Genomic DNA, 23,931 nt, shown 5'->3' with positions numbered 1-23,931 from the left:
CCTAGGCGAGCCGCACCTCGGCGTTCTTCCAGAAGTCGTCGCCGCGCAGTTCCAGCGCCCCGGCCGCGACTTGTTCGCGCAGGCGCCAGGCGGCCAGCAGGTCGCTGACGAACAGGCCGTCGACGTAGGCCATGGTCGGGCCGATCAGCGACTGCACCGGGCGCCAGGACTCGCTCGCGCTGTCCAGCAGGATGCGGTCGATGTGGGCGTAGCCGGTGCCGCTCAGTTGGCCATCCAGCCACAGGCGCAGCTCGGCGTTTTCCGCCAGGGCGCGCTGCCAGTCCGCCGCCAGGACTTGGCGCTCGGCGGCGTCCAGTTCGTGGCTGGCGGCCAGGGCGTTGGCCAGTTCGACGGGTTTCAGCATGGCAATGGCGTGGCGGTCCTCGCTGCGGCACTGGCCGCTGCCGGCGCCGACACTGCGCAGGATGATGTTCGCTGGCAGCAAAGCGCAGACGCGGCGCAGCAGGAGTTGCTCGCTGGCGCTGTCGCCGTGCCAGAGGGTGACGGAGGCGACGTCCGGGCTGTGCAGCCAGTTCACCTCGGTGGCCATCTCGCTGGCGATTTCCCGCTCGCGCAGGACTTCGCCGCCCAGCGCATGCCAGAACGCAGCGCGCTGCTGGCAGGGCGGGTTATCCACATCGCTCAGTGGGCCGACCGCCAGGTCGTCCGGCATCACGCGGATTTTCTTTTCGGTCAGCACGCCTGCCTCGACGGCCCGATGCAGGGCTTCGGCGGCGCCGTCGCCGCAGACCAGATGCAGGCTCATGGCGCCACCACCCGGCGCGGCTCGCCAGTGAAGAAGCCGGCGGCGTTCTCGCTCAACTGGCCGACGATGCGCTGTCGGGCCTCGCGGCTGCCCCAGGCGCTGTGCGGGGTGAGGATGAAGCGCGGGATGTCGCCGGCCAGCAGAGGGTTGCCGTCCCGCGGGGGCTCGACGCTGAGCACGTCGAAGGCCGCGCCGCCGAGATGGCCACGGCGCAGGGTGTCGGCCAGCGCCTGCTCGTCGACCAGCCCGCCGCGGGCGGTGTTGATCAGGTAGGCGCCGGGCTTCATCAGGTCCAGCTCGCGCTGGCCGATCAGGTTGCGCGTGGCGTCGGTCAGCGGGCAGTGCAGGGTGAGGGCGTCGACCTGCGGCAGCAGGTCGTCCAGCGCCAGGCGATCGGCGCGCGCCGGGCGTCCGGGCAGGGCGCCGAGCAGCACGCGCATGCCGAAGGCTTCGGCCAGTTTCGCCACCGCGCCGCCCAGTTCGCCGTGGCCAAGCAGGCCGAGGGTCTTGCCTTCCAGTTCGACGATGGGGAAGTCCAGCAGGCAGAACTGCGGCGCCTTCTGCCAGCGCCCCTCGCGGATCGCCGCCTGGTAGTCCGGCAGGCGCGTGGCCAGGGCGAGCAGCAGCATCAGGGTGTGCTGGGCCACCGATGGGGTGCCGTAGCCCTGGCAGTTGCTCACGGTCACGCCGTGCTGGCGGGCGGCTTCGAGGTCGACGTTGTTGGTGCCGGTGGCGGCCACCAGGATCAGCTTGAGTTCCGGGCACTGCCCGAACACCTCGGCGCCGATGCGCACCTTGTTGCTGATCGCTACCTGCGCGCCCTGCAGTCGCTCGGCCACCTGCTGCGTGTCGCTGCGCCCGTGCAGGACCAGTTCGCCGAACGGCGCGCGCAGCGGCGCGAGGTCGAGGTCACCGAGGTCGAGGGAGGCGTGGTCGAGGAAGACGGCGCGAGGAGGATTCATGAGCGATGACACCTTGATCGGAAGGGCGGGGTGAAGGGGATTCTCGGCGCAACCTCGCCGGCTAACAACCCAGGCTGCCCGCGTCGCGAGGGGCGGAGCGAACTGCACTGAGGTTAGACGTTTGAGTGAAAAGTCTGACAGACGATTCAGTTTCTCCTCATCTGCGGCGAGGCGTTGCCTTCGTAGATTGAGCCCATCTAAACCTCGAGGTGACTCGCGATGATGGGTTGGCTGATCTCCGGTCTGACTGCCTTTGGCATCACGACCGCTGGTGTCTGGAGCGCACGGGTCTGGTCCCGTGTTGGTTCTTCCGCGTCCTTTCCCCGGACCCGGCGCCGCAAGCCGGTGCGCGGCAGTGGCCCAGAACCGCTGCTCTGCTTCGGCGCCCTGATGGACGCTTGCGAAGGGCCGGCGGGAACAGCTCTGATACGCGAGCGCGGCGAAATGGCCGAGCGCCTGCAGGCTGACCTGGCGGAATACTGGGGCATCCGCGATGGCCAATCGGCGCGCGATACGCTGCAGGGCATGCTGCTGGAAGCGCACAGCCTGCCGCTGGACGAGGATTTTCGCCGTCTGCAACGCAACGAACCGAGCGCCTTTGACGGCGAGCAGCGTTTGCGCTGGCAGCGTGCAAAGCAGGCCTGGGGCAAGGCCGGCCTGGCCCTGCCGAAAGACCTTTCCATGGCGGCCCACGACTACGAGTGCATCGCCTGGCTGGCGCGGCGCTGCCATGCCTGCGGCTATCTCGCCGAGGACGAGGCCTGGCTTTGCCTGGCCTGGGTCGCAGAAGCCGCCGTGCGCCAGTTCGGCGACTGGCAGGCCTATGCCGCTTCCTATGTGCTGGTGCGGGCCACGCTGCAACGCGACGGCCAACAGGGCCCGCTGGCCATCCGTGCCTACAAGGAACTGATGGAGGGCGCAGGGCAATGGCGGCTCAACCCGCTGGCGGGCATTCGCGTAGACGACGTGGTCCTGCAGATCGAGCACGAGATTCCGCTGTACACCCGCCAGCCTCGCCAGTCCCTGCTGTCCTTCGGCTCGCTGATTGCACTGAGCGCCGGCGTTCGTTCCGATCGACTGGCGATTGCCCCCGAGGAGTCCGAACTGCATCGCCTGTGGCTGACGCAGCACTGGCGCGCCGAAGGCAAGGGGCAAGTGAAGGAGCGTCTGCACTGGCTGCTGGAGACTGGCAGCCGGGCACGCTTCGATGCCCTGCTGGAGCGCAGCGTTGGCCGCCTGAACGTTGCCGCTGGCGAGCCCGGCCAGGAGCGCTTCGAGCAGGCGCGACGGGCTCTGCTCAAGGCCGGACATGACCCTGCGCTGGTGGACGGCTGTCGCACGGTGCTGGCCTACGACCTGGAGCGGGCCGCCTTCGGCGCGCGCCTGGCCTTCGCCGCCGGCCTGCTGGACGAGGCGAGTCTGTGGAATGCCCTGCGTCACATGGCGCAGCGGGCTCGCTCGGCATTCGCCGACTGGGAGCAGTACCTGGTCTCGGTGGTGGTTGGCCATGCGCTGGCCAATCAGGATCGGGATGCCGGCCGGCAGTTGCTGCGTAGTGGCATGGTGTTGCTCGATGGCATCAGCCCGTTTGCCGAGCACTTGTCGCCCTGGCAGTCGTGTCCGCTGGACAAGCTGCCGGTATTGCACGGGGTATCCTCTGCGGCCGCACGCTGAGGCCGTTCCGGCACTTGTCGGAGCCCCGTCGAGTCGTATAGAAGTGGGAGCTTTCTCGGCGGCTGTTCGGAGGCGCGATGTACTGGGCGGAATTTCTCACGGTGGCGTTCATTCACCTGCTGGCGGTGGCCAGCCCCGGTCCGGACTTCGCCGTGGTGGTGCGCGAGAGCGTGACCCACGGCCGTCGCGCCGGCACTTGGACGGCGCTGGGCGTGGGCAGCGCGATCTTCCTGCACGTCACCTACTCGCTGCTGGGCATCGGCCTGATCGTGTCGCAGTCCATCGTGCTGTTCAACGCCCTGAAATGGCTGGCGGCGGCGTACCTGCTGTACATCGGCTTCAAGGCGCTGCGGGCGCGCCCGGCTGACCCGTCGGCGGTAGAAGCAGTTGCCGCGCCGGTCGCTCGCAGCGCACGCGGAGCCTATGTCGCCGGCTTCGTTACCAATGGCCTGAACCCCAAGGCCACGTTGTTCTTCCTCTCGCTGTTCACCGTGGTGATCAACCCGCACACGCCGCTGCTGGTGCAGGCCGGTTATGGCGTGTACCTGGCCTGCGCGACCGCCGCCTGGTTCTGCCTGGTGGCGCTGCTGTTCAGCCAGCAACGGGTGCGCGCCGGTTTTGCCCGCATGGGCCACTGGTTCGATCGGATGATGGGCGTGGTGCTGGTGGGGCTGGGGATCAAGCTGGCGTTTACCGAACTGCGCTGAGCCGCGGCCGGAGCGAAATGAAAAGGGGCGCCGAGGCGCCCCTTTTTCATGCCGGTTCGAGGGTCAGACCAGCTCGATCGCCACCGCAGTGGCTTCGCCGCCGCCGATGCACAGCGAGGCCACGCCACGCTTGCCGCCCTTCTTCTGCAGGGCGTTGATCAGGGTGACGATGATGCGCGAGCCGGTGGAGCCGACCGGGTGACCCTGGGCGCAGGCGCCGCCGTAGACGTTGACCTTGGCGTGGTCCAGGCCGTGTTCGCGCATGGCGAGCATGGTGACCATGGCGAAGGCTTCGTTGATCTCGAACAGGTCGACGTCGTCCTTGCTCCAGCCGGCCTTCTTGAACAGGTTGGTCATGGCGCCGATCGGGGCCAGGGTGAACTCGGCCGGGTCCTGGCTCTGGGTGGCGTGGGCGACGATCTTCGCCAGTGGCTTCAGGCCACGGCGCGCGGCTTCTTCAGCGGTCATCAGGACCAGCGCGGAGGCGCCGTCGGAGATGGAGCTGGCGTTGGCCGCAGTGATGGTGCCGTCCTTGCGGAAGGCCGGGCGCAGGCCGGGAATCTTGTCCAGGTTGGCGGTGAGCGGCTGCTCGTCGTCCTTCACCACGGTCTCGCCCTTGCGGGTAGTGACGGTGACCGGGACGATTTCCGAATCCAGCGAGCCGTCCTTGATGGCGGCCTGGGCGCGCTGCAGGGATTCGATGGCGTAGGCGTCCATCTCTTCGCGGGTGACGTTGTACTTGTCGGCGGTTTCCTGGGCGAAGGAGCCCATCAGGCGGCCGGTGCGGGCGTCTTCCAGGCCGTCGAGGAACATGTGGTCCTTGATCTCGCCGTGGCCCATGCGCAGGCCGGTGCGGGCCTTCTCGATGACGTAGGGGGCGTTGGACATGCTTTCCATGCCGCCAGCGACCATCACGCTGTTGGTGCCGGCCTTGAGCAGGTCGTGGGCCAGCATCACGGCTTTCATGCCCGAGCCGCAGAGCTTGTTGATGGTGGTGCAGCCGGTGGCGGCGGGCAGGCCGGCGTTCAGCGCTGCCTGGCGGGCCGGGCCCTGTTTCAGACCGGCGGGCAGTACGTTGCCCATGATCACTTCCTGCACGTCCTCGGGCTGGATGCCGGCACGGGAAATGGCTTCGCGGATGGCGATGGCGCCCAGGTCGACGGCGGAAACGCCGGCCAGGCTGCCCTGGAAGCCGCCCATGGGAGTACGGGCGCCGCTGACGATGACGATCTCGGACATGACTAACCTCTTCTTCGCTCTTGTTGTGATGCGCTATCTGGGTACCGGGCGTGAACGACCGGGCGTCAGGATTCTACCGCGTGACCGGATGTGGCCATAGAGTCATCGGCAAATCACTCTTTTGACTGATGAATGGACACACGGGGCGCTCTAGAGTCGGTCTCATCCTGATGAGATCCAGCCTTGAGAGTGCGTACGCCATGCTGAAAACCCGCGTCATCCCCGCTGCACAGAACGCCTACCAGTACCCGCTGTTGATCAAGAGCCTGCTGCTGTCGGGCAGCCGTTACGAGAAAGGCCGGGAAATCGTCTACCGCGACACCGTGCGTTACAGCTATGCCACCTTCAACGAGCGCGTCGCGCGCCTGGCCAACGTGCTGAGCGAGGCCGGCGTGAAGGCCGGTGACACCGTGGCGGTGATGGACTGGGACAGCCACCGTTACCTGGAGTGCATGTTCGCCATCCCGATGATCGGCGCGGTGCTGCACACCATCAACATCCGCCTCTCGCCGGAGCAGATCCTCTACACCATGAACCACGCCGATGACCGCTTCGTGCTGGTCAACAGCGAGTTCGCCGCGCTCTACCAGGGCATTGCCGGGCAACTGACCACGGTGGAAAAGACCCTGCTGATCACCGACGGCACCGACAAGAGCAGCACGCTGCCCAACTGCGTCGGTGAGTACGAGACCCTGCTGGCTGCCGCCAGCCCACGCTACGCCTTCCCCGACTTCGACGAGAACTCGGTGGCGACCACCTTCTACACCACCGGCACCACCGGTAACCCCAAGGGTGTGTACTTCACCCACCGCCAGCTGGTGCTGCACACCCTGGCGATGGCCGCGACCATCGGCAGCCTGGACAGCATCCGCCTGATGGGCACCGACGACGTGTACATGCCGATCACCCCGATGTTCCACGTCCACGCCTGGGGCGTGCCCTACGTGGCGACCATGCTGGGGGTGAAGCAGGTGTATCCGGGCCGTTACGAGCCGGAGCTGCTGTGCAAGCTGATCCGCGAGGAGAAGGTGACCTTCTCCCACTGCGTGCCGACCATCCTGCAGATGATGCTCAACGCCGCCGGCGCCAAGGATCACGACTTCGGCGGGCTGAAGATCATCATCGGCGGCAGCGCCCTCAACCACGCGCTGTACGACGCCGCCAAGGCCCGCGGCATCCAGCTCACGGCGGCCTACGGCATGTCCGAGACCTGTCCGCTGATTTCCTGTGGCTACCTCAACCAGGAACTCTGCGCCGGCAGCGAGGATGAACGCACCACCTACCGCATCAAGGCCGGCGTGCCGGTGCCGCTGGTGGAGGCGGCGATCATGGACGAGCACGGCCAGTTCCACCCAGCCGACGGCGAATCCCAGGGGGAGCTGGTGCTGCGCGCGCCCTGGCTGACCCAGGGGTATTTCCGCGAGCCGGAGAAGGGCGAAGAACTCTGGGCCGGCGGCTGGATGCACACCGGCGACGTGGCGACCCTCGATGGCATGGGCTTCATCGATATCCGTGACCGCATCAAGGATGTGATCAAGACCGGCGGCGAGTGGCTGTCGTCCCTGGAGCTGGAAGACCTCATCAGCCGTCACCCGGCGGTGCGCGAGGTGGCCGTGGTCGGCGTGCCCGACCCGCAGTGGGGCGAGCGCCCGTTCGCCCTGCTGGTGCTGCGCGACGGCCAGGCGCTGGACGCCAAGGCGCTGCGCGAACACCTCAAGCCTTTCGTCGAGCAGGGCCACATCAACAAGTGGGCCATTCCCTCGCAGATCGCCGTTGTTACTGAAGTTCCCAAGACCAGTGTCGGCAAGCTCGACAAGAAGCGTATCCGGGTAGACATCGCCCAATGGCAGGAGGCTGGCAGCGCTTTCCTCTCCACGGTGTGACCGACGACCGGCAAGTCACGGTTTTCGGGCGTCGTGCCAAGCAAGCGCTTGGCACGACGCAGCCCAGTGATCACGCCACCTCGGGGCCTGCGCAAGCGTCTAGTCAGGGCCTTTGTAAGACAAATCACACTTTAGAGCGATCAAGTGCCTTAGGACGCTGGATATAGTCGCCGCTACTCATAACAAAAAACACATGGAGTAGCGTCGATGAAAACCATGCAACATATCTGGCGCCTGGCACGGTTGCCGCTGGCAGTGAGCCTGGCATCCACGCTGGCGACGCCGGCTTCCGCCGTCAGCTTCAACATCGGGGAAATCGAAGGTTCGTTCGACTCGACGCTGTCCGTGGGGGCCAGCTGGTCGACGCAGAATCCGAACAGCAACCTCATCGGCGTGAACAACGGCGGCAAGGGGCTGTCCCAGACCTCCGACGATGGCCACCTGAACTACAAGGCCGGCAAGACCTTCTCGAAGATCTTCAAGGGCATCCACGACCTTGAACTGAAATACCAGGACACCGGCGTCTTCGTCCGCGGCAAGTACTGGTACGACTTCGAGCAGAAGGACGAGAACACCGAGTTCAAGCCGCTCTCCGACCACAACCGCAAGGAAGCCGCCCAGGCCTCCGGCGCGGAAATCCTCGACGCCTTCATCTACCACAACTACAACATCGCCGACCTGCCGGGCACCGTGCGCCTGGGCAAGCAGGTGGTGAACTGGGGCGAGAGCACCTTCATCCAGAACGGCATCAGCGTGATCAACCCGTTCGACGTCACCGCCTTCCGCCGCCCGGGTTCCGAGATCAAGGAAGCCCTGGTGCCGGTGAACATGTTCTACCTGTCGCAGAACCTCACCGAGAACCTCTCCGCCGAAGGCTTCTACCAACTGGAGTGGGACCAGACGGTGGTCGACAACTGCGGCACCTTCTTCTCCCAGCCGGATGTCGTGGCTGACGGTTGCACCCAGAACCTGGCGGTGCTGACCAACAACCAGGCCTCGATCAATACCCTGAACTCCCTGCTCGGCCCGAGCCTGGCGCTGACTCCGTCGCCCTGGAATGAAGGTATCGTGGTGCGACGTGGCCCGGACCGCGACGCCCGCGACAGTGGCCAGTACGGCTTCTCCCTGAAGTACTTCGCCGACAGCCTGAACACCGAGTTCGGCGGCTACTACATGAACTACCACAGCCGCCTGCCGATCTTCTCCGGCCGTGGCGCCGATGCCTCCAAGGTTGCGCAGATCAACCAGCTGATCACCAACATCGCGGCGATCAGCCCGTCCCTGGCGGCCCAGGCCGGCGCGGCGGCGATGGCGGGCAACTCCAGCTACTTCATCGAGTACCCCGAAGACATCCGCCTGTACGGCCTGAGCTTCTCCACCACGCTGCCCACCGGTACCGCCTGGCAGGGCGAGATCAGCTACCGTCCGAACGCCCCGGTGCAGCTGAACACCACCGACATCCTGTACTCCGGCCTGGACCCGGTCTCCATCGGCGGCAACCATGTCTACGACAACGCCTCCGTGCTGACCGGCACCGCGGGTGAAGACCTGCACGGCTACCGCCGCAAGGAAGTCACCCAGCTGCAGACCACCTTCACCCACTTCTTCGACCAGGTCATGGGCGCCGAGCGTCTGACCCTGGTGGGCGAGGTCGGCTGGACCCACGTCGGCGGCCTGGAAAGCCAGAACAAGGCGCGCTATGGCCGCGACCCGATCTTCGGCCCCGGCCCGCTGAACGGCAGCCTCAACGGCCGCTCGACCTGCGAAGCGCTCAACGTGTCGACCCTGGGCACCGCCAACGCCAACAACGTCAGCCGCAACTGCGAAAGCGATGGTTTCACCACCGCTGACTCGTGGGGTTACCGCGCCCGTGCGATCTGGGACTACAACGATGTGTTCGCCGGCGTGAACCTCAAGCCCAACGTGGCCTGGTCCCACGACGTGGACGGTTACTCCCCCGGTCCTGGCGGCAACTTCGAGGAAGGCCGCAAGGCGGTCAGCCTGGGCGTGGATGCCGACTACCTGAACACCTACACCGCAAGCCTGGCCTACACCAACTACTTCGACGGCAAGTACTCCACCGTCGATGACCGTGACTTCGTCAGCTTGAGCTTCGGTGTGACTTTCTAAGCCGGCCGTTCAACCGGCAAGCGGCCCGCCCTCGCGGCGGGCCATCCGCACGGCCGGGTGACCCGGTCGCGCGGGGCAGCAGACAAAACCGTGCCCCGTCTTGGCGAAAGCATCCGGCAAGGGCGGCCAGCGCGGTGGGCAAAGACTCAACGAGGACGATAAACGAATGAGAACAACAAAGATCCTGCTGCACACGGGCGCCCTGGCGCTCAGCCTCATCGCCTCCCAGGTGATGGCGGCCGTCTCTGCCGATGAAGCGGCGAAGCTGGGCTCCACCCTGACTCCCATGGGCGCGGAAAAGGCCGGCAACGCCGACGGCAGCATTCCGGCATGGACCGGTGGCCTGGCGAAGAACGCCGGCACCGCTGACAGCAAGGGCTTCCTCAGCGATCCGTTCGCCAGCGAGAAGCCGCTGTTCACCATCACCGCGCAGAACATGGACCAGTACAAGGACAAGCTGACCCCTGGCCAGCAGGCCATGTTCAAGCGCTACCCCGACACCTACAAGATGCCGGTCTACACCACGCACCGTACCGCCACCGTGCCGGACAACGTGCTGGAAGCGACCAGGAAGAACGCCACCACGACCAAGCTGCTGCAGGGCGGCAACGGCCTGGAGAACTTCCAGGTGGCCAACCCCTTCCCGATTCCGAAGGACGGCCTGGAAGTCATCTGGAACCACATCACCCGCTACCGCGGCGGCCACGTGCGCCGTCTGGTGACCCAGGCGACCCCGCAGGTCAACGGCTCCTACTCGCTGGTGTACTTCCAGGACGAGTTCGTCTTCCGTACCGACCTGAAGGACTACGACGCCAGCAAGCCGAGCAACGTGCTCTTCTACTTCAAGCAGCGTGTAACCGCTCCGGCGCGTCTGGCCGGTAACGTGCTGCTGGTGCACGAGACCCTCGACCAGGTGAAGGAACCGCGCCTGGCGTGGCTCTACAACGCCGGCCAGCGCCGCGTTCGCCGCGCTCCGCAGGTTTCCTACGACGGCCCGGGTACCGCCGCCGACGGCCTGCGTACCTCCGACAACCTGGACATGTACAACGGTGCGCCGGACCGCTACGACTGGAAACTGGTGGGCAAGCAGGAGCTGTACATCCCGTACAACAACTACAAGATGGATGATCCGAAGCTGAAGTATTCGGACATCATCAAGCCCGGCCACCTGAACCAGGACCTGGCCCGCTACGAGCTGCACCGCGTGTGGCACGTGACCGCCACCCTGAAGCCGGGCGAGCGTCACATCTACGCCAAGCGTGACTTCTTCATCGACGAGGACACCTGGCAGGCCGTGGAGATCGACCACTACGACGGTCGTGGCACCCTGTGGCGCGTCGCCGAGGCGTTCAACCAGTACTACTACAACTACCAGGTACCGTGGTACACCGCGGAAACCCTGTATGACCTGCTGTCCGGCCGCTACCTGGTGCTGGGTCTGAAGAACGAGGAGAAATCCGCCTACGACTTCAACTACAGCGCTTCGGAAAGCGACTTCACCCCGGCAGCGCTTCGCCAGGAAGGCGTGCGCTGATCCCCCGATCCCCACGGGTGGTTCCGCGGTGAGAAAAGACCGGCCTTCGGGCCGGTTTTTTTATGGGAGATCATCTGTCAGATGAATGGAAGCCTGAATGTAGGACGCCTTCTGGTCATGTTGTGAGCAAAGGTAACAAAATCGACTTCTATTCCCGACCGCGAGCGGCTAGGCTCGGACGGCAGTGTGACCTTCGTTGACCGCTATAAGAGCTAGAGCAAGAGCCAGGCCGATGACCGACTTCTCGACTCTGCCAAGTCTGACCGATGTTCCCCCCAGTACGGCCGGCAGCCGCTTCTTCCGACCGCCGCTGCCGCATGGCCACGTCGCCCGTTCGCGGCTGTGCCAGCGCATGGCCGCGGGGCTGCAGGGACGGCTGATACTGGTATCCGCCCCGGCCGGGTTCGGCAAGAGCTCGCTGGCCATCGAATTCTGTCAGACGCTGGAAGATCACTGGCGCAGCCTGTGGCTGGGGCTCAGTGCCAGGGACAGCGACCCCGGACGTTTCCTCGAACGCCTGCTCGAAGGCCTGCGCCTGCATTTTCCCACCCTCGGCGAGGAAGCCCTGGCCCTGCTGAAGATGCGCCAGCGCCACCAGCCGTTCGCCTTCGAAGCCTGGCTTGACGACCTGCTCGATGAGCTGGTGGACAGCCTGTCGGTGGACCGCCCGCTGCTGCTGGTGCTCGACGACTACCACCTGGCCCAGGGCGCGGTGCTCGACCGTTGTCTGCAATTCCTGCTCAATCACCAGCCCGCCGGCCTGGTCGTGCTGGTCACCAGTCGCCAGCGCCCGGACTGGCACCTGGCGCGCCTGCGCCTGTCGCGGCAGCTGCTGGAGTTCACCGAACAGGACCTGCGCCTGACCGTCGAGGAAACCGCGCAACTGGTCAGCGCCAACGGCGCGCAACTCGACGACAACGCCCTCGATAACCTGGTCGAGCGCAGCGAAGGCTGGATCGCCGGGCTGCGCCTGTGGTTGCTGGCCCACGGCGACGAGCTGGCGGCCAATGTGCCCGATCTGTCGGTGCATGGCGCCGAAGAGCTGATCCGCGACTACCTGCTGGAAGAGGTGATCGACAAGCAGTCGCCGGAGGTCCAGATGTTCCTGGCCCAGACCGCGCGCTTCGAACGCTTCTCCGCCGAACTGTGCGACGCGTTGCGCGACGCCCACGACAGCGCCTCGATCCTGCGCCACCTGCAGCAGCACCAGGTGTTCCTCGTGCCGCTGGACGAGCAGGGCCAGTGGTTCCGTTATCACCACCTGTTTTCCGACCTGCTGCTGGCGCGCCCGCTGCCCGGCTCCGGGCCTTCGGCAGCGGCGCTGCACCTGCGCGCCTGTCGCTGGTTCAGCGCCCAGGGGCTGTTCGACGACGCGGTGGAGCAGGCCCTGCGCGCCGGCCACCCGGAGGTCGCGGCGAGCCTGGTACAGAGCCTGTCCGAGGAACAACTGCTGGCCGAGCAGAACGTCGCCACGCTGCTGCGCTGGAAGATGGACCTGCCTGACAGCCTGCTGGCCAGCACGCCGCGCCTGATCGTGCTGTACAGCTGGGCGCTGGCGCTGGCCTGCCAGCTGGATGCAGCCGAAGAACTGGCGGCGCAGCTGTCGCGTTTCCTGCCCGCCGCCGATGCCACCGCCCAGCGCGACCTGCTCGCGCAATGGCAGGCGCTGGCGGGCGTGATCGCCCGTGGCCGCGGCGAGATCGAAGCGGCCGAGCGGCACTGCGAGGAGGCCATGCACGGCCTCGGCCCGGAGCGCTTCGGTCCGCGCCTGCTGTGCCTGTCGACCCTGAGCAACCTGGCCATCGTGCGCGACGACCTGTGGCGCGCCCGCGGGCTCAACCGGGAAGCGCTGGAACTGGCGCAGCGCTTCGGCAATCCGCTGTTCGAAGCCATGGTGCATTACGACCGGGCCCGCGTTCTGCAGGCACGCGGCGAGGTTTTGCGCGCCGAGGAAGAAGTGCGCCAGGGGCTGGCGCGGCTGTCCGGCCTGTCCTCCCAGCGACGCTATGCGGTGCGTGGCCGCTTGATGCTTTACCAGGGCTACCTGCGCAGCCTGGCGCTGCAGCCGGACGAGGCGCGCAAATGCCTCAAGGCCGGCATCGAGGAAGCCCGCGCCTGCCGCGACATCAGCCTGGTGATCGGCTTCTGCGTGCTGGCCAGCCTGGAAGGGCGGCTGGGCAATTACACCCGCGCCTTCGCCCACCTCGCCGAGGTCGAGCGGATGATGCATGTGTGGGACGTCCCGCCGGTCTATTACCTGTCAGCGATTACCCTGATCAAGTGCGAACTCTGGCTCGGCCAGGGCCAGGTCGAACTGGCCACTGCGTGGCTGGAGCGTCTGCGTGACACTTATACCGGCGATGAACCGGCCACTCCGCCGGAATGCTCGCCGCAGCTGCCGCGCAATGTGGAGATGCTGCAAGCCCAGCTGGAACGCCGCGAAGGCCGCATGACCGATGCCGAGGTGCGGCTGCGCGCCGTGGCCAGCGGCGCCCTGCAAGGCGGCGCGCAGTTGCAGGCGCGCTTCGCCCAGGGCCAGCTGGTCGCCCTGCTGCTGCAGGACGGTCGCGATCGCGAAGCTTCCTTCGAGCTGGGCGAGTGCCTGAACGGTCTGGCGGTCGGCCTGCTGATCCCGTTGCATGAAGTGCTGCTGCAGCATCCGCAATGGTTGCGCGAGCAGTTGGCCGTGCGGGCATCATCGCCGGCCATCGACGCCCTGCGTGAGCGCCTGCCGGCCCCGCCGGAGCGCGGTGCGGTGCTCAACGATTGCCTGAGCGGGCGCGAGCTGGCGGTGTTGGAACTGATCGCCCAGGGCTGCTCGAACCAGGAAATCAGCGAGCGGCTGTTCATCTCCCTGCACACCGTGAAGAGCCACGCCCGCCACATCAACGACAAGCTCGGCGTCGAACGCCGCACCCAGGCGGTGGCGCGGGCGAAGGAGCTGGGGTTGTTGCGCTAGGGGGACCCCGCTCCGAAGATCGTAGGGCGGATAACGCGCCAGCGTTATCCGCCGCGAGGCAATCGGCGGATAACCCGTTCCGGGTTATGCGCCCGGTCCCAGGGCGATTCCTCTGCGTGGGCTTGCCCTCACCCCAGCCCTCTCCCAGAGGGAGAGGGAGCCGTGTGTGCCGGCTGACGCTATGGTTTCATCCTGTGCCGATCAGTCCCCTCTCCCTTTGGGAGAGGGTTAGGGTGAGGGCCAGCGATGCCAGGATGCAGCAAGGAACTTATCCCCACTCACATCCCCTTCTTCTTCTCCGCCTCCGGCGGCGCGCTCAGGTCCAGCCCCTTGGGCACAGGCTGCCCCTTGGCCGGGGCGGCCAGCTGTTTCTGCACGTCAGCCTGGATCGCTTGCAGCACCGGCAGCAGGTCGCGCATGTTCTCGCGCACTTCCGGGTAGGCGTGCTTCTGCGACAGTTCATCCACGCGCATCAGCAGTTGCACGCGCACTTCAGGCGGCAGGTGGATGAAGAGTTCGGGCAACTGCTTGGCCAGCTCGGCGCTGTAGAGCACCAGGTCCTGGCGGTCGAACTGCGCGGTGAGGCCGAGGTAGTCCAGCGCGCTGCTGGTCAGCATCGAGGCGGCGGCCTTGGCTTCCTGCATGCCTTGCAGACGCACCGGGTTGCGCTGCTCGCTCTGCGCCAGGGTCATCCAGAATTCCACCGTCAGGTTGAACAGGATCGCCTGTTCGCGCAGCGAGTAGCTCATCAGGCCCAGCGCCTCGGCGCCATAGGGCTGCTTGGCGGCGCGGAAGTTGAAGTACAGACGCATCAGCTCCTTGAGCTTGAACAGCACCTCGCGCGCCTCGTTCTGCCGCAGCTCCAGCGGGGCGTAGATGTTCAGCTGCGGGCGGAAGTTCTCCTCGCTGACCATGCGCTGGTAGATCGGCCCGGTGAACTCGCCGCTGCGCCGGGGCAGGCCGTTGACCTGGGTCTCGTCGATCTTCTTCAGCGCGTCGATCAGCACCTGGTAGTCGGCGCTGGTCCAGTTGCGCTGGATGTCGGGAATCTTCTGGCCCAGGTAATACAGGTCGGCGGACAGGGCAGGGCGGCACAGGAGCAGCAACAGCACGGCCAGCGGCCACAGCGAACGGCGAGTGAAGATCGGCACGAACGGGCTTTCCTTGCGCGAGGGCGGGTCGGGCTAGGTTAGCGGGGCGCGCGGCCTGCGTCATCCCGTGGCAGGCCATCACACTACCTAGGTTGGGCGCGGCGGCGCGGGCGCTGTGGTGTGATTCAGCCTTTAGAACAACAAGCACGGGAGTCACTCGTCCATGACCGCCACATTGTCTGTGCAACCGCCGCTGGCCGAGGGCCTGGCCCGCTATGGTTTCGGCCCCCTGCCACTGGCCGCGCTGAAGGCACGCTACGCTTCGCCCGAATCCGGTTCGAAGTTCATCCACGTCGACGGTTTCGATATCCACTACCGCGATGAAGGCAGCCCGGACAAGCCGGTGCTGGTGATGGTCCACGGCGTGATGGCCTCGCTGCACACCTGGGATGGCTGGGTTGCCGAGCTTTCCGAGCACTTCCGCATCATCCGCCTCGACGTGCCCGGCTTCGGCCTCACCGGCGGCGGCCAGGACCGCGAGTACGACGGCGAGCGCCTGGTGAAGGTGTTCGGCCTGTTCCTCGACCGCCTGGACCTCAAGCACGTGTCCATCGCCGGCAACTCCCTGGGCGGCTACATCGCCTGGAACTACGCACTGGCCAACGCCCACCGCGTCGAGCGGCTGATCCTCATCGACCCGGCCGGCTACTACATGCAGAAGGTGCCGCTGATGATCGCCAGCGCGGTGCTGCCCGGCGCCGGGATCATGATGCCGATGTGGATGCCGCGTGCCCTGGTGGCCCAGGGCATCAAGGAAGTCTACGGCGATGCGCGCAAGATCAAGCCGGGCGTGATTGACCGCTACTACGACATCAGCCGCCGGCCGGGCAACCGCCGCGCGATGATCGACATCTTCCGCGTGCTGGTGAAAGCCAACCGCGAGGAACTGCCCACCACGCCCAACCGCGTCGCCGCGCTGAAGGTGCCGACGATGCTGATGTGGGGCGAGCGCGACCGCTGGATTTCGCCGCGCCATGTGCCGATGTGGCAGCGTGACGTGCCGGGCATCGAGGTGAAGGTCTATCCGGGCGTGGGGCATATTCCGATGGAAGAAATCCCCGAGGAGTCGGCGGCGGATGCGTTGCGCTTCCTGCATGCCTGATGGCTGATCGCTCGGTGAGAAAGCCCGGCCAAGTGCCGGGCTTTTTTGTTCTGCCGGATCGATCTTCGCAGGATGGTGTGGAGCGTAGCGATATCCGCCGATTCCCTCGCGCGGACAGCATGGGTATCGCTGCGCTCCACCCATCCTACCCGGATGCTCCCGATTGCTTGGCGCGCTCCTGCAGTTCGTAGGGCGAATGATGCGCCAGCGTTATCCGCCCTACGGTCTGCAATGGGACGGAAACGAAGCCGCCCCGACAGAGCGGGGCGGTGTTCGAAGCGCAGGGCGAGTCAGCCAGCGTGTGCCATCGGCTGCGCGTCGTACTCCTTGCGTACCTCGTAGAGCACATCGAGGTTGTTGTGCTGCCAGGGGTGGAAGTCGGACTTGAAGAAGTCCATGTACTCGCGCAGCAGTGGGCGGAACACGCCGTGCTTCCCCCAGGTCCACTTGATGCCGTCGCGCCAGACGCGCCAGTTCCACAGCAGGCCGTCGACCTTGAGCATGTGCACCAGCCCGCGGAAGGTATCCAGCACGAAGAAGAAGGTCGCCATGCGCATCGCCCGGCGCAGCAGCTTGCGGCTGCCGCAGACCTGGTTGTAGACGTCGAAGGCCACCGCCTTGTGCTCGGTTTCCTCCAGCGCGTGCCAGCGCCACAGGCGCTGCATCACCGGGTCGGCGCCTTCCATGGTGCGCGGGTCGGTCAGCAGCCCGTTGGCCATGATCGCGGTAATGTGCTCCAGCGCAGCGGTCGCGGCCAGCTGGCGCTTGGCCGGGAATTTCTTCTGGGTGAAGCGGATGCGCGCCTGGGCGCGCTTCTCGATGGCGGTGATGTCGTAGCCCTGGTCGCGCAGGCGCTGGCTGTAGGTCAGGTGCTCACGGCTGTGGTGGCCTTCCTGACCGATGAAACCACGGATCTGTTCCTTGAGCACCGGGTCGCTGATCTGGTCGCGGAACTGCCGCACCGAGTCGATGAAGAAGCGCTCGCCGTCGGGGAACAGCACCGACATGGCGTCGAACAGATGGGACTTGAAGGCGTCTCCACTGTGCCAGTGACGCGGCAGCGGATCGGGCAGATCGAAGTCCATGTGCCGGGGCTTGATCTCCAGTCCTGCGGGGGTGGTGCTGGCCATGGCGGCTCCATTGTTGTGGTTGTCCATGGTCATTACTCTGGGCTTGTAGGGAAAGCGTCACAAGGTTATTGTCTGCCAACTTTCCGGTCATATCCGGCCAGCGGTCAACATAAGAACAACGATGAAACAACCGCTCAATTTCACCGCCGAACTGGTGCCCGTCGCCTATGCGCAGGCACTTCTCGATCTCGCCGAAGAGCTGGGCGTGCCGCGTGTGCGCCTGTTCGAACTGGCCCGCGTGCGCCCCGAGGTGCTGCAGAGCCCCAACGGCCGACTGTCCTTCATCGACTTCCATCAGCTCTCCAGCACCGCCCTGGTGCACTGCAACGAGCCGGCCTTCGGCCTGTTGCTGGGGCAGCGGCTGAACGTCTCCACCCATGGCATCCTCGGCTACGCGGTGCTGTCCAGCGCCAACCTCGGGCGCGCCATCGGCTTCGCCCTGAAGTACTACCGCGTGCTCGGCCTGGCCTATGACCTGGAGATGGTGGAAGACGGCGGGGTGTCCTACCTGCGCGCCAGCGAGTCGATTCCCCTGGGCCCCACCAGCCGCTTCGCCGCCGAAGGCCTGATGACCAGCCTGCACACCATCGCCCGCTTCCTGGTGGGCGAACCCCTGCAGGGTGTCAGCGTCGGCTTCGCCCATGCCGAGCCGGATTACGTCGAACGCTACGCCGAGGTGTTTGGCTGCGAGGTATTGTTCGACCAGCCGTTCCACTTCATCGGCCTGCCCAGCGAGTACCTGGCGCGGCCCATGGCACTGGCCAACCCGGCCACGGTGCAGATGTGCGAGCAGCAGTGCGAGGCGCTGCTGGCCACGCTGGATGTGCAGGAAGGCCTGCTGACCCGCATCCGCCGCCTGCTGCTGGCGCGCCCCGGCGAGTTCCCCGACCTGGAGAGCGTGGCCGCCGACCTGCACACCAGCGGGCGCAGCCTGCGCCGACATCTCTCGAACCTCGGCACCACCTACCAGGAAGTGCTCGACGACGTGCGCAAGCGCCTGGCCCTGCAATACCTCACCACGACCCACCTGCCGCTCTACGAGATCGCGCTGCTGCTGGGCTTCAACGACCCGTCGAACTTCCGCCGGGCGTTCCGCAAATGGACCGGCAAGCTGCCCACCGACTACCGCGAGGATTGAGCCCGGGACCGGCGCAGCTGCCGCCCGGCAGCTGCGCTGATCACTGGGGCGGCGTCGGCTTCAGAAGCGATAGCCGACGTACAGTTGCAGGGCATCGAAGGTGTCGTTGCCGAACACTTCGCGAGCGGCGGCCTTGGGTTTCACCCAGTTGTACGAGAGTGTCGCGAACAGCTGGCTGCTCGCCGCCCAGTCCAGGTACACCGCCGCCTCGTCGGCGAAGCGCCGGTCGCTGACCGGCTGGCCGTAGTAGTTTTCCTCATCCAGCGAGAACTGGTAGTAGACCGTGCCCGCGCTCAGGCCGGGCGCGACCTGCCCGGCCAGTCGCCACATGTGCACACGCTCGTTGCTGTCGTTGAGCAGGTAGTTGCCGACCACATCACCGATCACCCAGGAGCCACGCTCGGTGTAGGCCTTGCTCAGCGGGTCCCAGCTCTTGCGGCGGTTGTCACTCGGGTCGTCGTCACCGGAGAACAGCGCATAGCGGTAGGTCAGCTTCGGCTGCAGGGGCAGGTCGGCGAAGCCGTAGTCCAGGCGCACATACCAGGCGTGGCCGGAAAAGCTCACCTGTTCGCCCTCGCCGGTCTGCAGGCCGTACTCCGCGCTGATCGACAGCTCCGGCAGGGCTTCGAAGCCGCCGTCCAGCCAGCGCAGGTTGTACACCTGCATGCCATTGCGCGGCGCTATCTGGTTGGCCTGGCTACCGACGTCGCTGACCTTCAGCGCCATCAGGCCGAGCTGGCCGCGCAGGAAGGGATAGTCGAGGTTGGCACCACTGAAGCGGGCACCGCCCAGGTCGTCGTCGTTGCGCACGCTGAACGCCTGGCCAGACAGTGCGCCGCCGCGATAGGCAAGGATGGCACCATCGCGGAATGCGGTGCGTGGGCCGGACCAGTACGCGCCTTCGCCGAGCAGGTCGAGGTTGCCGTCGGCGAGGATGAAGCCCGTGCCGACGCGGAAGTTCTGGTTGCCCAGGGTCAGCCGCCAGGGGCCGCGCTCGATGCCGGCATAGAGTTCTTCCAGTGAGCTCTTGCCGTCCGAGTTGCGCGTGTAACCGCCGGCGTCGCCGTCGCCGAAGGTATGCGCGGCGACCAGCGAGGCGCCACCGACCAGGCGCAGGTCCTGGTCCAGGGTGTAGCGGAAGCTGGCTTCCGGTTTGAGGAAGGCTTCCTGCCAGATGGCCCGCTCGCCCTTCACCTCGCCGCTGCGATAGTCGCGCTGGCCGGCGCCGAAGTTGACGTTGTGGCTGTCGATGAAGGTGGCGCCGCTGCTCAGGCTGAAGTCCGCCTGCAGGTCGCCGTTCTCGTAGTGACTGTCGGCGTGGGCGAGGCTCGTCAGGGAGGCGAGCAGGAGCGTGGATAAGGAACCCAGGTTCTGGTTGTTCATGTGGGAGCTCTGCGCTGTTGTTATTGGGATGGCAGGAGTTCAGGGCGCAACCGCTCGCGGCGTGCCCGAAAGCACGCCGGAGGGAGGCGCGAGGTTGCGGTGGAGCGGGTCAGGCGCGGCGGCGGGCCAGCGGCAGGATCGCCAGGAAGGACAGCGCACAGATGACCGCGGAGAACTGCAGCAGCAGGCTGAAGTTCTCCGTCTCGCCGAGCAGCCAGGCCGCCAGCGAAGGACCCACGGCGAGCCCGCCGCAGATCGCCAGGTTGGCCAGCACCACCAGCTTGCCGCCCTGGCGGTCGTAGTCGCTGATTGCCGCGAGGAGGAACGGCAGGGCGAAGGTCCAGGCGAACTTGAAGGCGCAGGCCGCCAGTACGTAGCGCAGCAGCGAGACGTCTCCCAGCAGGCCGATCAGGCTCGACGCCATGGCCAGGTAGCCCAGCGCGAGCAGCCACTCACGCCGGCCACGGATGCCGATCCAGCTGGCCAGCGAAGCGCCGACCACGCCCAGCAGGGAGGCGCTGGCCAGGGCGCTGGAGCTGTCCGTGGCGCTGATGCCCTGGGTCCGCGCCAGCTCGCCGACGAAGGTCCAGATGCCGGCGAGGCTGAGGTAGAACAGGAAGATCGCGCTCATGCCCAGGGCGATCTTCCCCAGCGCGGCGCGCGCCTGGCTGGGCGGCAGGGCTTCGGCCTGATTGTCGCTGCCCGCAGGCAGGGAGCGGATCAACGGCAGGCAGGCGGCGGTGAACAGGGCGATCAGCAGGAAGAAGCTGGCGACGCGCCAATGGCTGAACAGCCACGGCATGAACTGCAGGCTCAGGGCTGCCAGCACCAGCTGGCCGGTGACCCACAGGCCGAATGCCCGCGCCGCGTTCGGCAAGGTGCCGGCGGTGCCCAGGCACACCAGCACCAGCGCCGCCTCGGAGAACGCGGTGAGGAAGCGCAGCGCCACCAGCAAGGGATAGGACGGCGCCGCCGTGCTCATCAGCACGGCGCTGAGCAGGTTGCCGAGAAGGAACACGGCAGCGGCGATCGCGGCGATCCGGCGCCAGTTGTAGCGGCGCATCCAGAAGTAGGTGGGAATGGTGGAGATCGCCATGGCCCCCAGCTCCATGCTGAACAGGAAGCCGACCTGGCGGTTGTCCAGGCCCAGTTCGGCGATGTAGCGGCTGGCCAGCGCCGGTGCGGTGAGCAGCACCAGCGGGCCGATGGCGGAGAACAGCACTACCGCCAGCAGGCGCAGGCGTTGCTGCACCGGATTGAGCACCAGGGGAGCGGTCAGGGTGTTCATGCTTCCACCTTTTGCCGGCTGGCCGGGAGCAAGGGGCTGTCGTAGCGGGCGCGCAGGTTGGCGATCCACTGCCGCTGGTGCGCGGCCAGGGGCTGCCCGGAGAGGGCGCGCATCGCCTCCAGGTGCGGGTCCTGGATGTCAGTGGCGATGCCGCTGAGCGTCTCGATCACGGCCAGGCCGAAGTAGGGCACCGAGTTGGGCTCGTAGCCGCCTTCGTGGCACAGCACCAGGCGGCCATCGCAGAGCTGGTCGGCCAGCGCCATCAGCCTGGCGGTCAGCGCGCGGTAGGCATCGCCGTGGAGCATCATCCGCCCGAGCGGGTCGTGGGCGCCGGCGTCGAAGCCGCAGGGCACCAGGATCAGTTGCGGACGATGGGCGCGCAGGGCCGGCAGCACGATCTCGTCGAAGGCATGCAGGTAGGCGCCTTCGCCACAGCCGGGCGGCAGCGGCACGTTGAGGTTGAAGCCGCGGCCGGCGCCAGCGCCCTGTTCGTCGACGAAGCCCGAGTCCTGGGGATAGTTGCCTTCCTGGTGCAGGGAGATGGTCAGCACGCGCGGGTCTTCCCAGAAAATGCTCTGCGAGCCGTTGCCGTGGTGCACGTCCCAGTCGACCACCGCGATGCGTTCCAGACCGTGTTCGGCCATCGCCACATGGGCGGCCAGGGCGGCGTTGGCCAGCAGGCAGAAGCCGCGGCCGCGGTCCGCTTCGGCGTGATGGCCCGGCGGCCGCACCAGGGCATAGGCGTTGCGTGCGTCGCCGCGCAGCACGTGCTTGACCGCCTGGATCACGCCGCCGGCGGACAGCCGGGCGATGTCATAGCTGCCGTGGCCGAAGGGCGTGTTGTCGCCGGCGTCACCGCCACGCCCGGCGCTGAGTTCCTGCAGGTGCGCGAGGTAGCCGGGGGTGTGTACCCGCAGCAGTTGCTCCTCGGTCGCCGCCAGCGGCTTGACCGCCAGCAGGCGTTCGCCGAGGCCGCTGACGTCCAGCAGGTTCTTAAGCCGGCGCTTGGTTTCGGCGTTCTCGAAATGCAGGCCGGGCTGGACCCCCAGGCCGGGAGTGAACAGACCGGCGTAGTTGCCGGTGTCATGCCACATGTAGTGTTCGTGCCAGACGAATGCTGTGGTCATTGGCTTGATCCTTGTTGTTGTTCGGGATGTTGCAGCGTGCGCAGAGGGTCTGGGCAAGGCACGGCGAGAGTAGGAAGGGGCCGGAAGAGGGTAAATACACCCGTGGGGGTAGGGGCCCCGGCGGGCAACAGGCAGCCGTGTTCCCGGCGGGAACAGTGCCGATACGGGGTGGGTAGGCGCGGATCAGCGCGGCAGGGGCAGCAGGCCGTTGGCGGAGTGGCGCAGGAACAGGTCGCAGAGTTGCAGCTCGGAGCGCACGCCGAGCCGCGTATAGAGGTTGCGCCGATGCACCTTGACGGTGGCCTGGCTGATGTTCAGCTGGCGGGCGATCAGTTTGCTGGAGTTGCCCTGCAGCATCAGCCGGGCGATTTCCTGCTCGCGCGGCGTCAGCAGGCCACCTGCGAAGGACGCCAGGGCCCGCGCGAGGCTGTCTTCCTCCTCCGGCTGGACGAGGGTTTCGCGGCTCTGTGCGAAGCCGCCCAGCAGGTACCGCAACAGCGGGTAGAGGTTGCGCAGGGCGCGCAGTTCGGCGGTGCTGGCGAGGTGGCGCTGGCGTCGGCCAATGGACATCACCAGCACGGTGTCGTCGCAATCGTCGAAGAGAATGTCGATCTCGTCGTCCAGGCGCAGTTCGCGGTAGTAGTGCTTGTAGTAATCGCTGCCGTGCAACTGGCTGGTGCGCTGGTTGATGCGCAGGATGCCGCTGCTCATGCCCTCGCGAATCGAGTTCGACACCGGGTCCAGGCGATACATGCCGTCGAGGTAGCGCTCGATGTACTCGGCGTGGAGCTGGTCCGGGTAATCCTCGTAGAGAATGCGCGGGCAACCGTCGCCGCGGTACGCCTTGATGATCACGTTGTCATGGGCCAGGACCGGTTGCAGGCTGTGCGACAGCAGCACCGGGAAGTCCGGGTGGCCCTTGTGCTCCAGTAGCCGAGCCAGGTTCTGGTTCCAGTCGGCACTGGCCTGGGTCGCCAGCAGGTTGCTCAGTTGCATCGGCGTGCTCTCTGCATTCGATCTTGTTCTTTTCCGGGTGAGTTGCTGCAATATGGGTGCCATTCGGCCGCCGACTGCCATGCCGGCTTCGCTGGCCGCTCACCGCTCCGGAGTAACCGATGACCGATCAGCCTACCCTCATCCGCGAAACCTTCCCCGTCGGCCCCCTGCAATGCAACTGCACCATCATCGGCGACCCGCTGACGAAGAAGGCCATCGTCGTCGATCCGGGCGGCGACCACGAGCTCATCCTGCAGCGTCTCGACGCGCTGGGGCTGAAGGTGGTCAGTATCATCCACACCCACGCGCACCTGGACCACTTCCTCGCTTCCGGGCAGATGAAGGAGAAGACCGGCGCGACCCTGCACCTGCACAAGGACGACCAGTTCCTCTGGGATAACTTGGAGATGCAATGCCGCATGTTCGGCGTCCCCTATACTCCGGTGCCTTCGCCGGACCAGTGGCTGGCCGATGACGAGGAGCTGGCCTGCGGCTGCGGCGTGGCGCTGCACACGCCGGGTCATACGCCGGGCTCGATGAGCTTCTGGTTCCCCAGGGACAAGCTGCTGATCGCCGGCGACACGCTGTTCCGTCGCAGCATCGGCCGCACCGACCTGTGGGGCGGCGACTACGCCACCATCGAGCGCTCGATCCGCGACCGCCTGTACTCGCTGGACGAAGACGCGACCGTGGTCACCGGCCACGGCCCGGATACCAACCTGGGCGACGAGATGAGGGAGAATCCCTTCATCCGCGCTTAAG

Annotated in this window: 18 protein-coding genes; 9 read left to right on the top strand and 9 right to left on the bottom strand. The window is 66.5% G+C overall.

Annotated features, from left to right (window positions below):
- Position 1 precedes the first annotated feature (1 nt).
- Positions 2–766 (bottom strand): DUF1835 domain-containing protein, encoded by a 765-nt coding sequence (locus tag IB255_RS04865; RefSeq protein ID WP_081516287.1) that lies wholly within the window; start codon positions 764–766, stop codon positions 2–4.
- Positions 763–1,728, bottom strand: a complete 966-nt coding sequence (locus tag IB255_RS04860; protein WP_192209835.1) for a 2-hydroxyacid dehydrogenase — start codon at positions 1,726–1,728, stop codon at positions 763–765. The genes IB255_RS04865 and IB255_RS04860 overlap by 4 nt, the downstream gene beginning before the upstream one ends.
- A gap of 444 nt (positions 1,729–2,172) precedes the next feature.
- Here IB255_RS04860 and IB255_RS04855 point away from each other — a divergent pair, with 444 nt between their 5' ends.
- Together IB255_RS04855 and IB255_RS04850 are read left to right on the top strand one after the other, a co-directional pair.
- Positions 2,173–3,402 (top strand): DUF1266 domain-containing protein, encoded by a 1,230-nt coding sequence (locus IB255_RS04855; protein WP_192209834.1) that lies wholly within the window; start codon positions 2,173–2,175, stop codon positions 3,400–3,402.
- Positions 3,403–3,479: 77 nt separating this feature from the next.
- On the top strand, positions 3,480–4,109 hold the full coding sequence (locus IB255_RS04850) for a LysE family translocator (protein WP_151188246.1): 630 nt from the start codon (positions 3,480–3,482) through the stop codon (positions 4,107–4,109).
- A 63-nt stretch (positions 4,110–4,172) separates the two neighbouring features.
- On the opposite strand, the gene IB255_RS04845 is transcribed toward IB255_RS04850, so the two are convergent.
- The gene (locus IB255_RS04845; protein WP_081516283.1) at positions 4,173–5,348 is read right to left on the bottom strand and encodes a thiolase family protein; all 1,176 of its coding nucleotides are present in this window, start codon (positions 5,346–5,348) and stop codon (positions 4,173–4,175) included.
- Between the two features lie 200 nt (positions 5,349–5,548).
- On the opposite strand from IB255_RS04845, the gene IB255_RS04840 reads away from it, so the two are divergent.
- The 4 genes from IB255_RS04840 (at position 5,549) to IB255_RS04825 (ending at position 13,854) form a co-directional block, all read left to right on the top strand.
- Positions 5,549–7,231 carry a fatty acid--CoA ligase gene (locus IB255_RS04840; protein ID WP_081516282.1) on the top strand — a complete coding sequence of 561 codons (1,683 nt, stop codon included), beginning with the start codon at positions 5,549–5,551 and terminating at the stop codon, positions 7,229–7,231.
- A gap of 207 nt (positions 7,232–7,438) precedes the next feature.
- The gene (locus tag IB255_RS04835; protein WP_081516281.1) at positions 7,439–9,361 is read left to right on the top strand and encodes a DUF1302 domain-containing protein; all 1,923 of its coding nucleotides are present in this window, start codon (positions 7,439–7,441) and stop codon (positions 9,359–9,361) included.
- Positions 9,362–9,527: 166 nt separating this feature from the next.
- A complete protein-coding gene (locus IB255_RS04830) occupies positions 9,528–10,895 on the top strand; it encodes a DUF1329 domain-containing protein (RefSeq protein WP_151188245.1) in 1,368 nt (455 codons plus the stop codon).
- 232 nt (positions 10,896–11,127) lie between these two features.
- On the top strand, positions 11,128–13,854 hold the full coding sequence (locus tag IB255_RS04825) for a LuxR C-terminal-related transcriptional regulator (RefSeq protein ID WP_151188244.1): 2,727 nt from the start codon (positions 11,128–11,130) through the stop codon (positions 13,852–13,854).
- Between the two features lie 278 nt (positions 13,855–14,132).
- Here IB255_RS04825 and IB255_RS04820 read toward each other — a convergent pair whose 3' ends face one another.
- Entirely contained in the window at positions 14,133–15,005 is an 873-nt protein-coding gene (locus tag IB255_RS04820; RefSeq protein ID WP_081516278.1) for a hypothetical protein, read from the bottom strand.
- 163 nt (positions 15,006–15,168) lie between these two features.
- Between IB255_RS04820 and IB255_RS04815 the strand changes: the two genes are divergently transcribed.
- A complete protein-coding gene (locus IB255_RS04815) occupies positions 15,169–16,107 on the top strand; it encodes an alpha/beta fold hydrolase (RefSeq protein ID WP_081516277.1) in 939 nt (312 codons plus the stop codon).
- A gap of 290 nt (positions 16,108–16,397) precedes the next feature.
- Here the strand turns inward: IB255_RS04815 and IB255_RS04810 are convergent, their stop codons facing one another.
- Positions 16,398–17,237 carry a metal-dependent hydrolase gene (locus IB255_RS04810; RefSeq protein WP_081516440.1) on the bottom strand — a complete coding sequence of 280 codons (840 nt, stop codon included), beginning with the start codon at positions 17,235–17,237 and terminating at the stop codon, positions 16,398–16,400.
- Between the two features lie 121 nt (positions 17,238–17,358).
- Here IB255_RS04810 and IB255_RS04805 point away from each other — a divergent pair, with 121 nt between their 5' ends.
- Complete coding sequence (locus tag IB255_RS04805) at positions 17,359–18,375, top strand: AraC family transcriptional regulator (RefSeq protein WP_081516276.1); 1,017 nt, start codon at positions 17,359–17,361, stop codon at positions 18,373–18,375.
- Between the two features lie 60 nt (positions 18,376–18,435).
- On the opposite strand, the gene IB255_RS04800 is transcribed toward IB255_RS04805, so the two are convergent.
- The 4 genes from IB255_RS04800 to IB255_RS04785 all read right to left on the bottom strand — a co-directional run bounded on the left by IB255_RS04800 (position 18,436) and on the right by IB255_RS04785 (position 23,169).
- Positions 18,436–19,758, bottom strand: a complete 1,323-nt coding sequence (locus IB255_RS04800) for an alginate export family protein (protein WP_081516275.1) — start codon at positions 19,756–19,758, stop codon at positions 18,436–18,438.
- Between the two features lie 109 nt (positions 19,759–19,867).
- Positions 19,868–21,046, bottom strand: coding sequence for an MFS transporter (locus tag IB255_RS04795; RefSeq protein WP_081516274.1), 1,179 nt, complete (start codon positions 21,044–21,046; stop codon positions 19,868–19,870).
- Positions 21,043–22,173, bottom strand: a complete 1,131-nt coding sequence (locus tag IB255_RS04790; RefSeq protein WP_081516273.1) for a class II histone deacetylase — start codon at positions 22,171–22,173, stop codon at positions 21,043–21,045. The genes IB255_RS04795 and IB255_RS04790 overlap by 4 nt, the downstream gene beginning before the upstream one ends.
- 183 nt (positions 22,174–22,356) lie before the next feature.
- Positions 22,357–23,169 (bottom strand): LuxR C-terminal-related transcriptional regulator, encoded by an 813-nt coding sequence (locus IB255_RS04785; protein ID WP_138216057.1) that lies wholly within the window; start codon positions 23,167–23,169, stop codon positions 22,357–22,359.
- 119 nt (positions 23,170–23,288) lie between these two features.
- Between IB255_RS04785 and IB255_RS04780 the strand changes: the two genes are divergently transcribed.
- Positions 23,289–23,930, top strand: a complete 642-nt coding sequence (locus tag IB255_RS04780) for an MBL fold metallo-hydrolase (protein WP_081516271.1) — start codon at positions 23,289–23,291, stop codon at positions 23,928–23,930.
- Position 23,931: the final 1 nt, after the last annotated feature.

Source organism: Pseudomonas sp. PDM22, assembly GCF_014851965.1.
GTDB lineage: Bacteria > Pseudomonadota > Gammaproteobacteria > Pseudomonadales > Pseudomonadaceae > Pseudomonas.
This window is presented reverse-complemented; position numbering and strand designations above follow the sequence as displayed.

Bases quoted from the DNA above. Each gene is read 5' to 3' on its own strand.
- IB255_RS04865 (WP_081516287.1), bottom strand. From the start codon at position 766: ATGAGCCTGCATCTGGTCTGCGGCGACGGCGCCGCCGAAGCCCTGCAT.
- IB255_RS04860 (WP_192209835.1), bottom strand. From the start codon at position 1,728: ATGAATCCTCCTCGCGCCGTCTTCCTCGACCACGCCTCCCTCGACCTC.
- IB255_RS04855 (WP_192209834.1), top strand. From the start codon at position 2,173: ATGGCCGAGCGCCTGCAGGCTGACCTGGCGGAATACTGGGGCATCCGC.
- IB255_RS04850 (WP_151188246.1), top strand. From the start codon at position 3,480: ATGTACTGGGCGGAATTTCTCACGGTGGCGTTCATTCACCTGCTGGCG.
- IB255_RS04845 (WP_081516283.1), bottom strand. From the start codon at position 5,348: ATGTCCGAGATCGTCATCGTCAGCGGCGCCCGTACTCCCATGGGCGGC.
- IB255_RS04840 (WP_081516282.1), top strand. From the start codon at position 5,549: ATGCTGAAAACCCGCGTCATCCCCGCTGCACAGAACGCCTACCAGTAC.
- IB255_RS04835 (WP_081516281.1), top strand. From the start codon at position 7,439: ATGAAAACCATGCAACATATCTGGCGCCTGGCACGGTTGCCGCTGGCA.
- IB255_RS04830 (WP_151188245.1), top strand. From the start codon at position 9,528: ATGAGAACAACAAAGATCCTGCTGCACACGGGCGCCCTGGCGCTCAGC.
- IB255_RS04825 (WP_151188244.1), top strand. From the start codon at position 11,128: ATGACCGACTTCTCGACTCTGCCAAGTCTGACCGATGTTCCCCCCAGT.
- IB255_RS04815 (WP_081516277.1), top strand. From the start codon at position 15,169: ATGACCGCCACATTGTCTGTGCAACCGCCGCTGGCCGAGGGCCTGGCC.
- IB255_RS04810 (WP_081516440.1), bottom strand. From the start codon at position 17,237: ATGGCCAGCACCACCCCCGCAGGACTGGAGATCAAGCCCCGGCACATG.
- IB255_RS04805 (WP_081516276.1), top strand. From the start codon at position 17,359: ATGAAACAACCGCTCAATTTCACCGCCGAACTGGTGCCCGTCGCCTAT.
- IB255_RS04800 (WP_081516275.1), bottom strand. From the start codon at position 19,758: ATGAACAACCAGAACCTGGGTTCCTTATCCACGCTCCTGCTCGCCTCC.
- IB255_RS04795 (WP_081516274.1), bottom strand. From the start codon at position 21,046: ATGAACACCCTGACCGCTCCCCTGGTGCTCAATCCGGTGCAGCAACGC.
- IB255_RS04790 (WP_081516273.1), bottom strand. From the start codon at position 22,173: ATGACCACAGCATTCGTCTGGCACGAACACTACATGTGGCATGACACC.
- IB255_RS04785 (WP_138216057.1), bottom strand. From the start codon at position 23,169: ATGCAACTGAGCAACCTGCTGGCGACCCAGGCCAGTGCCGACTGGAAC.
- IB255_RS04780 (WP_081516271.1), top strand. From the start codon at position 23,289: ATGACCGATCAGCCTACCCTCATCCGCGAAACCTTCCCCGTCGGCCCC.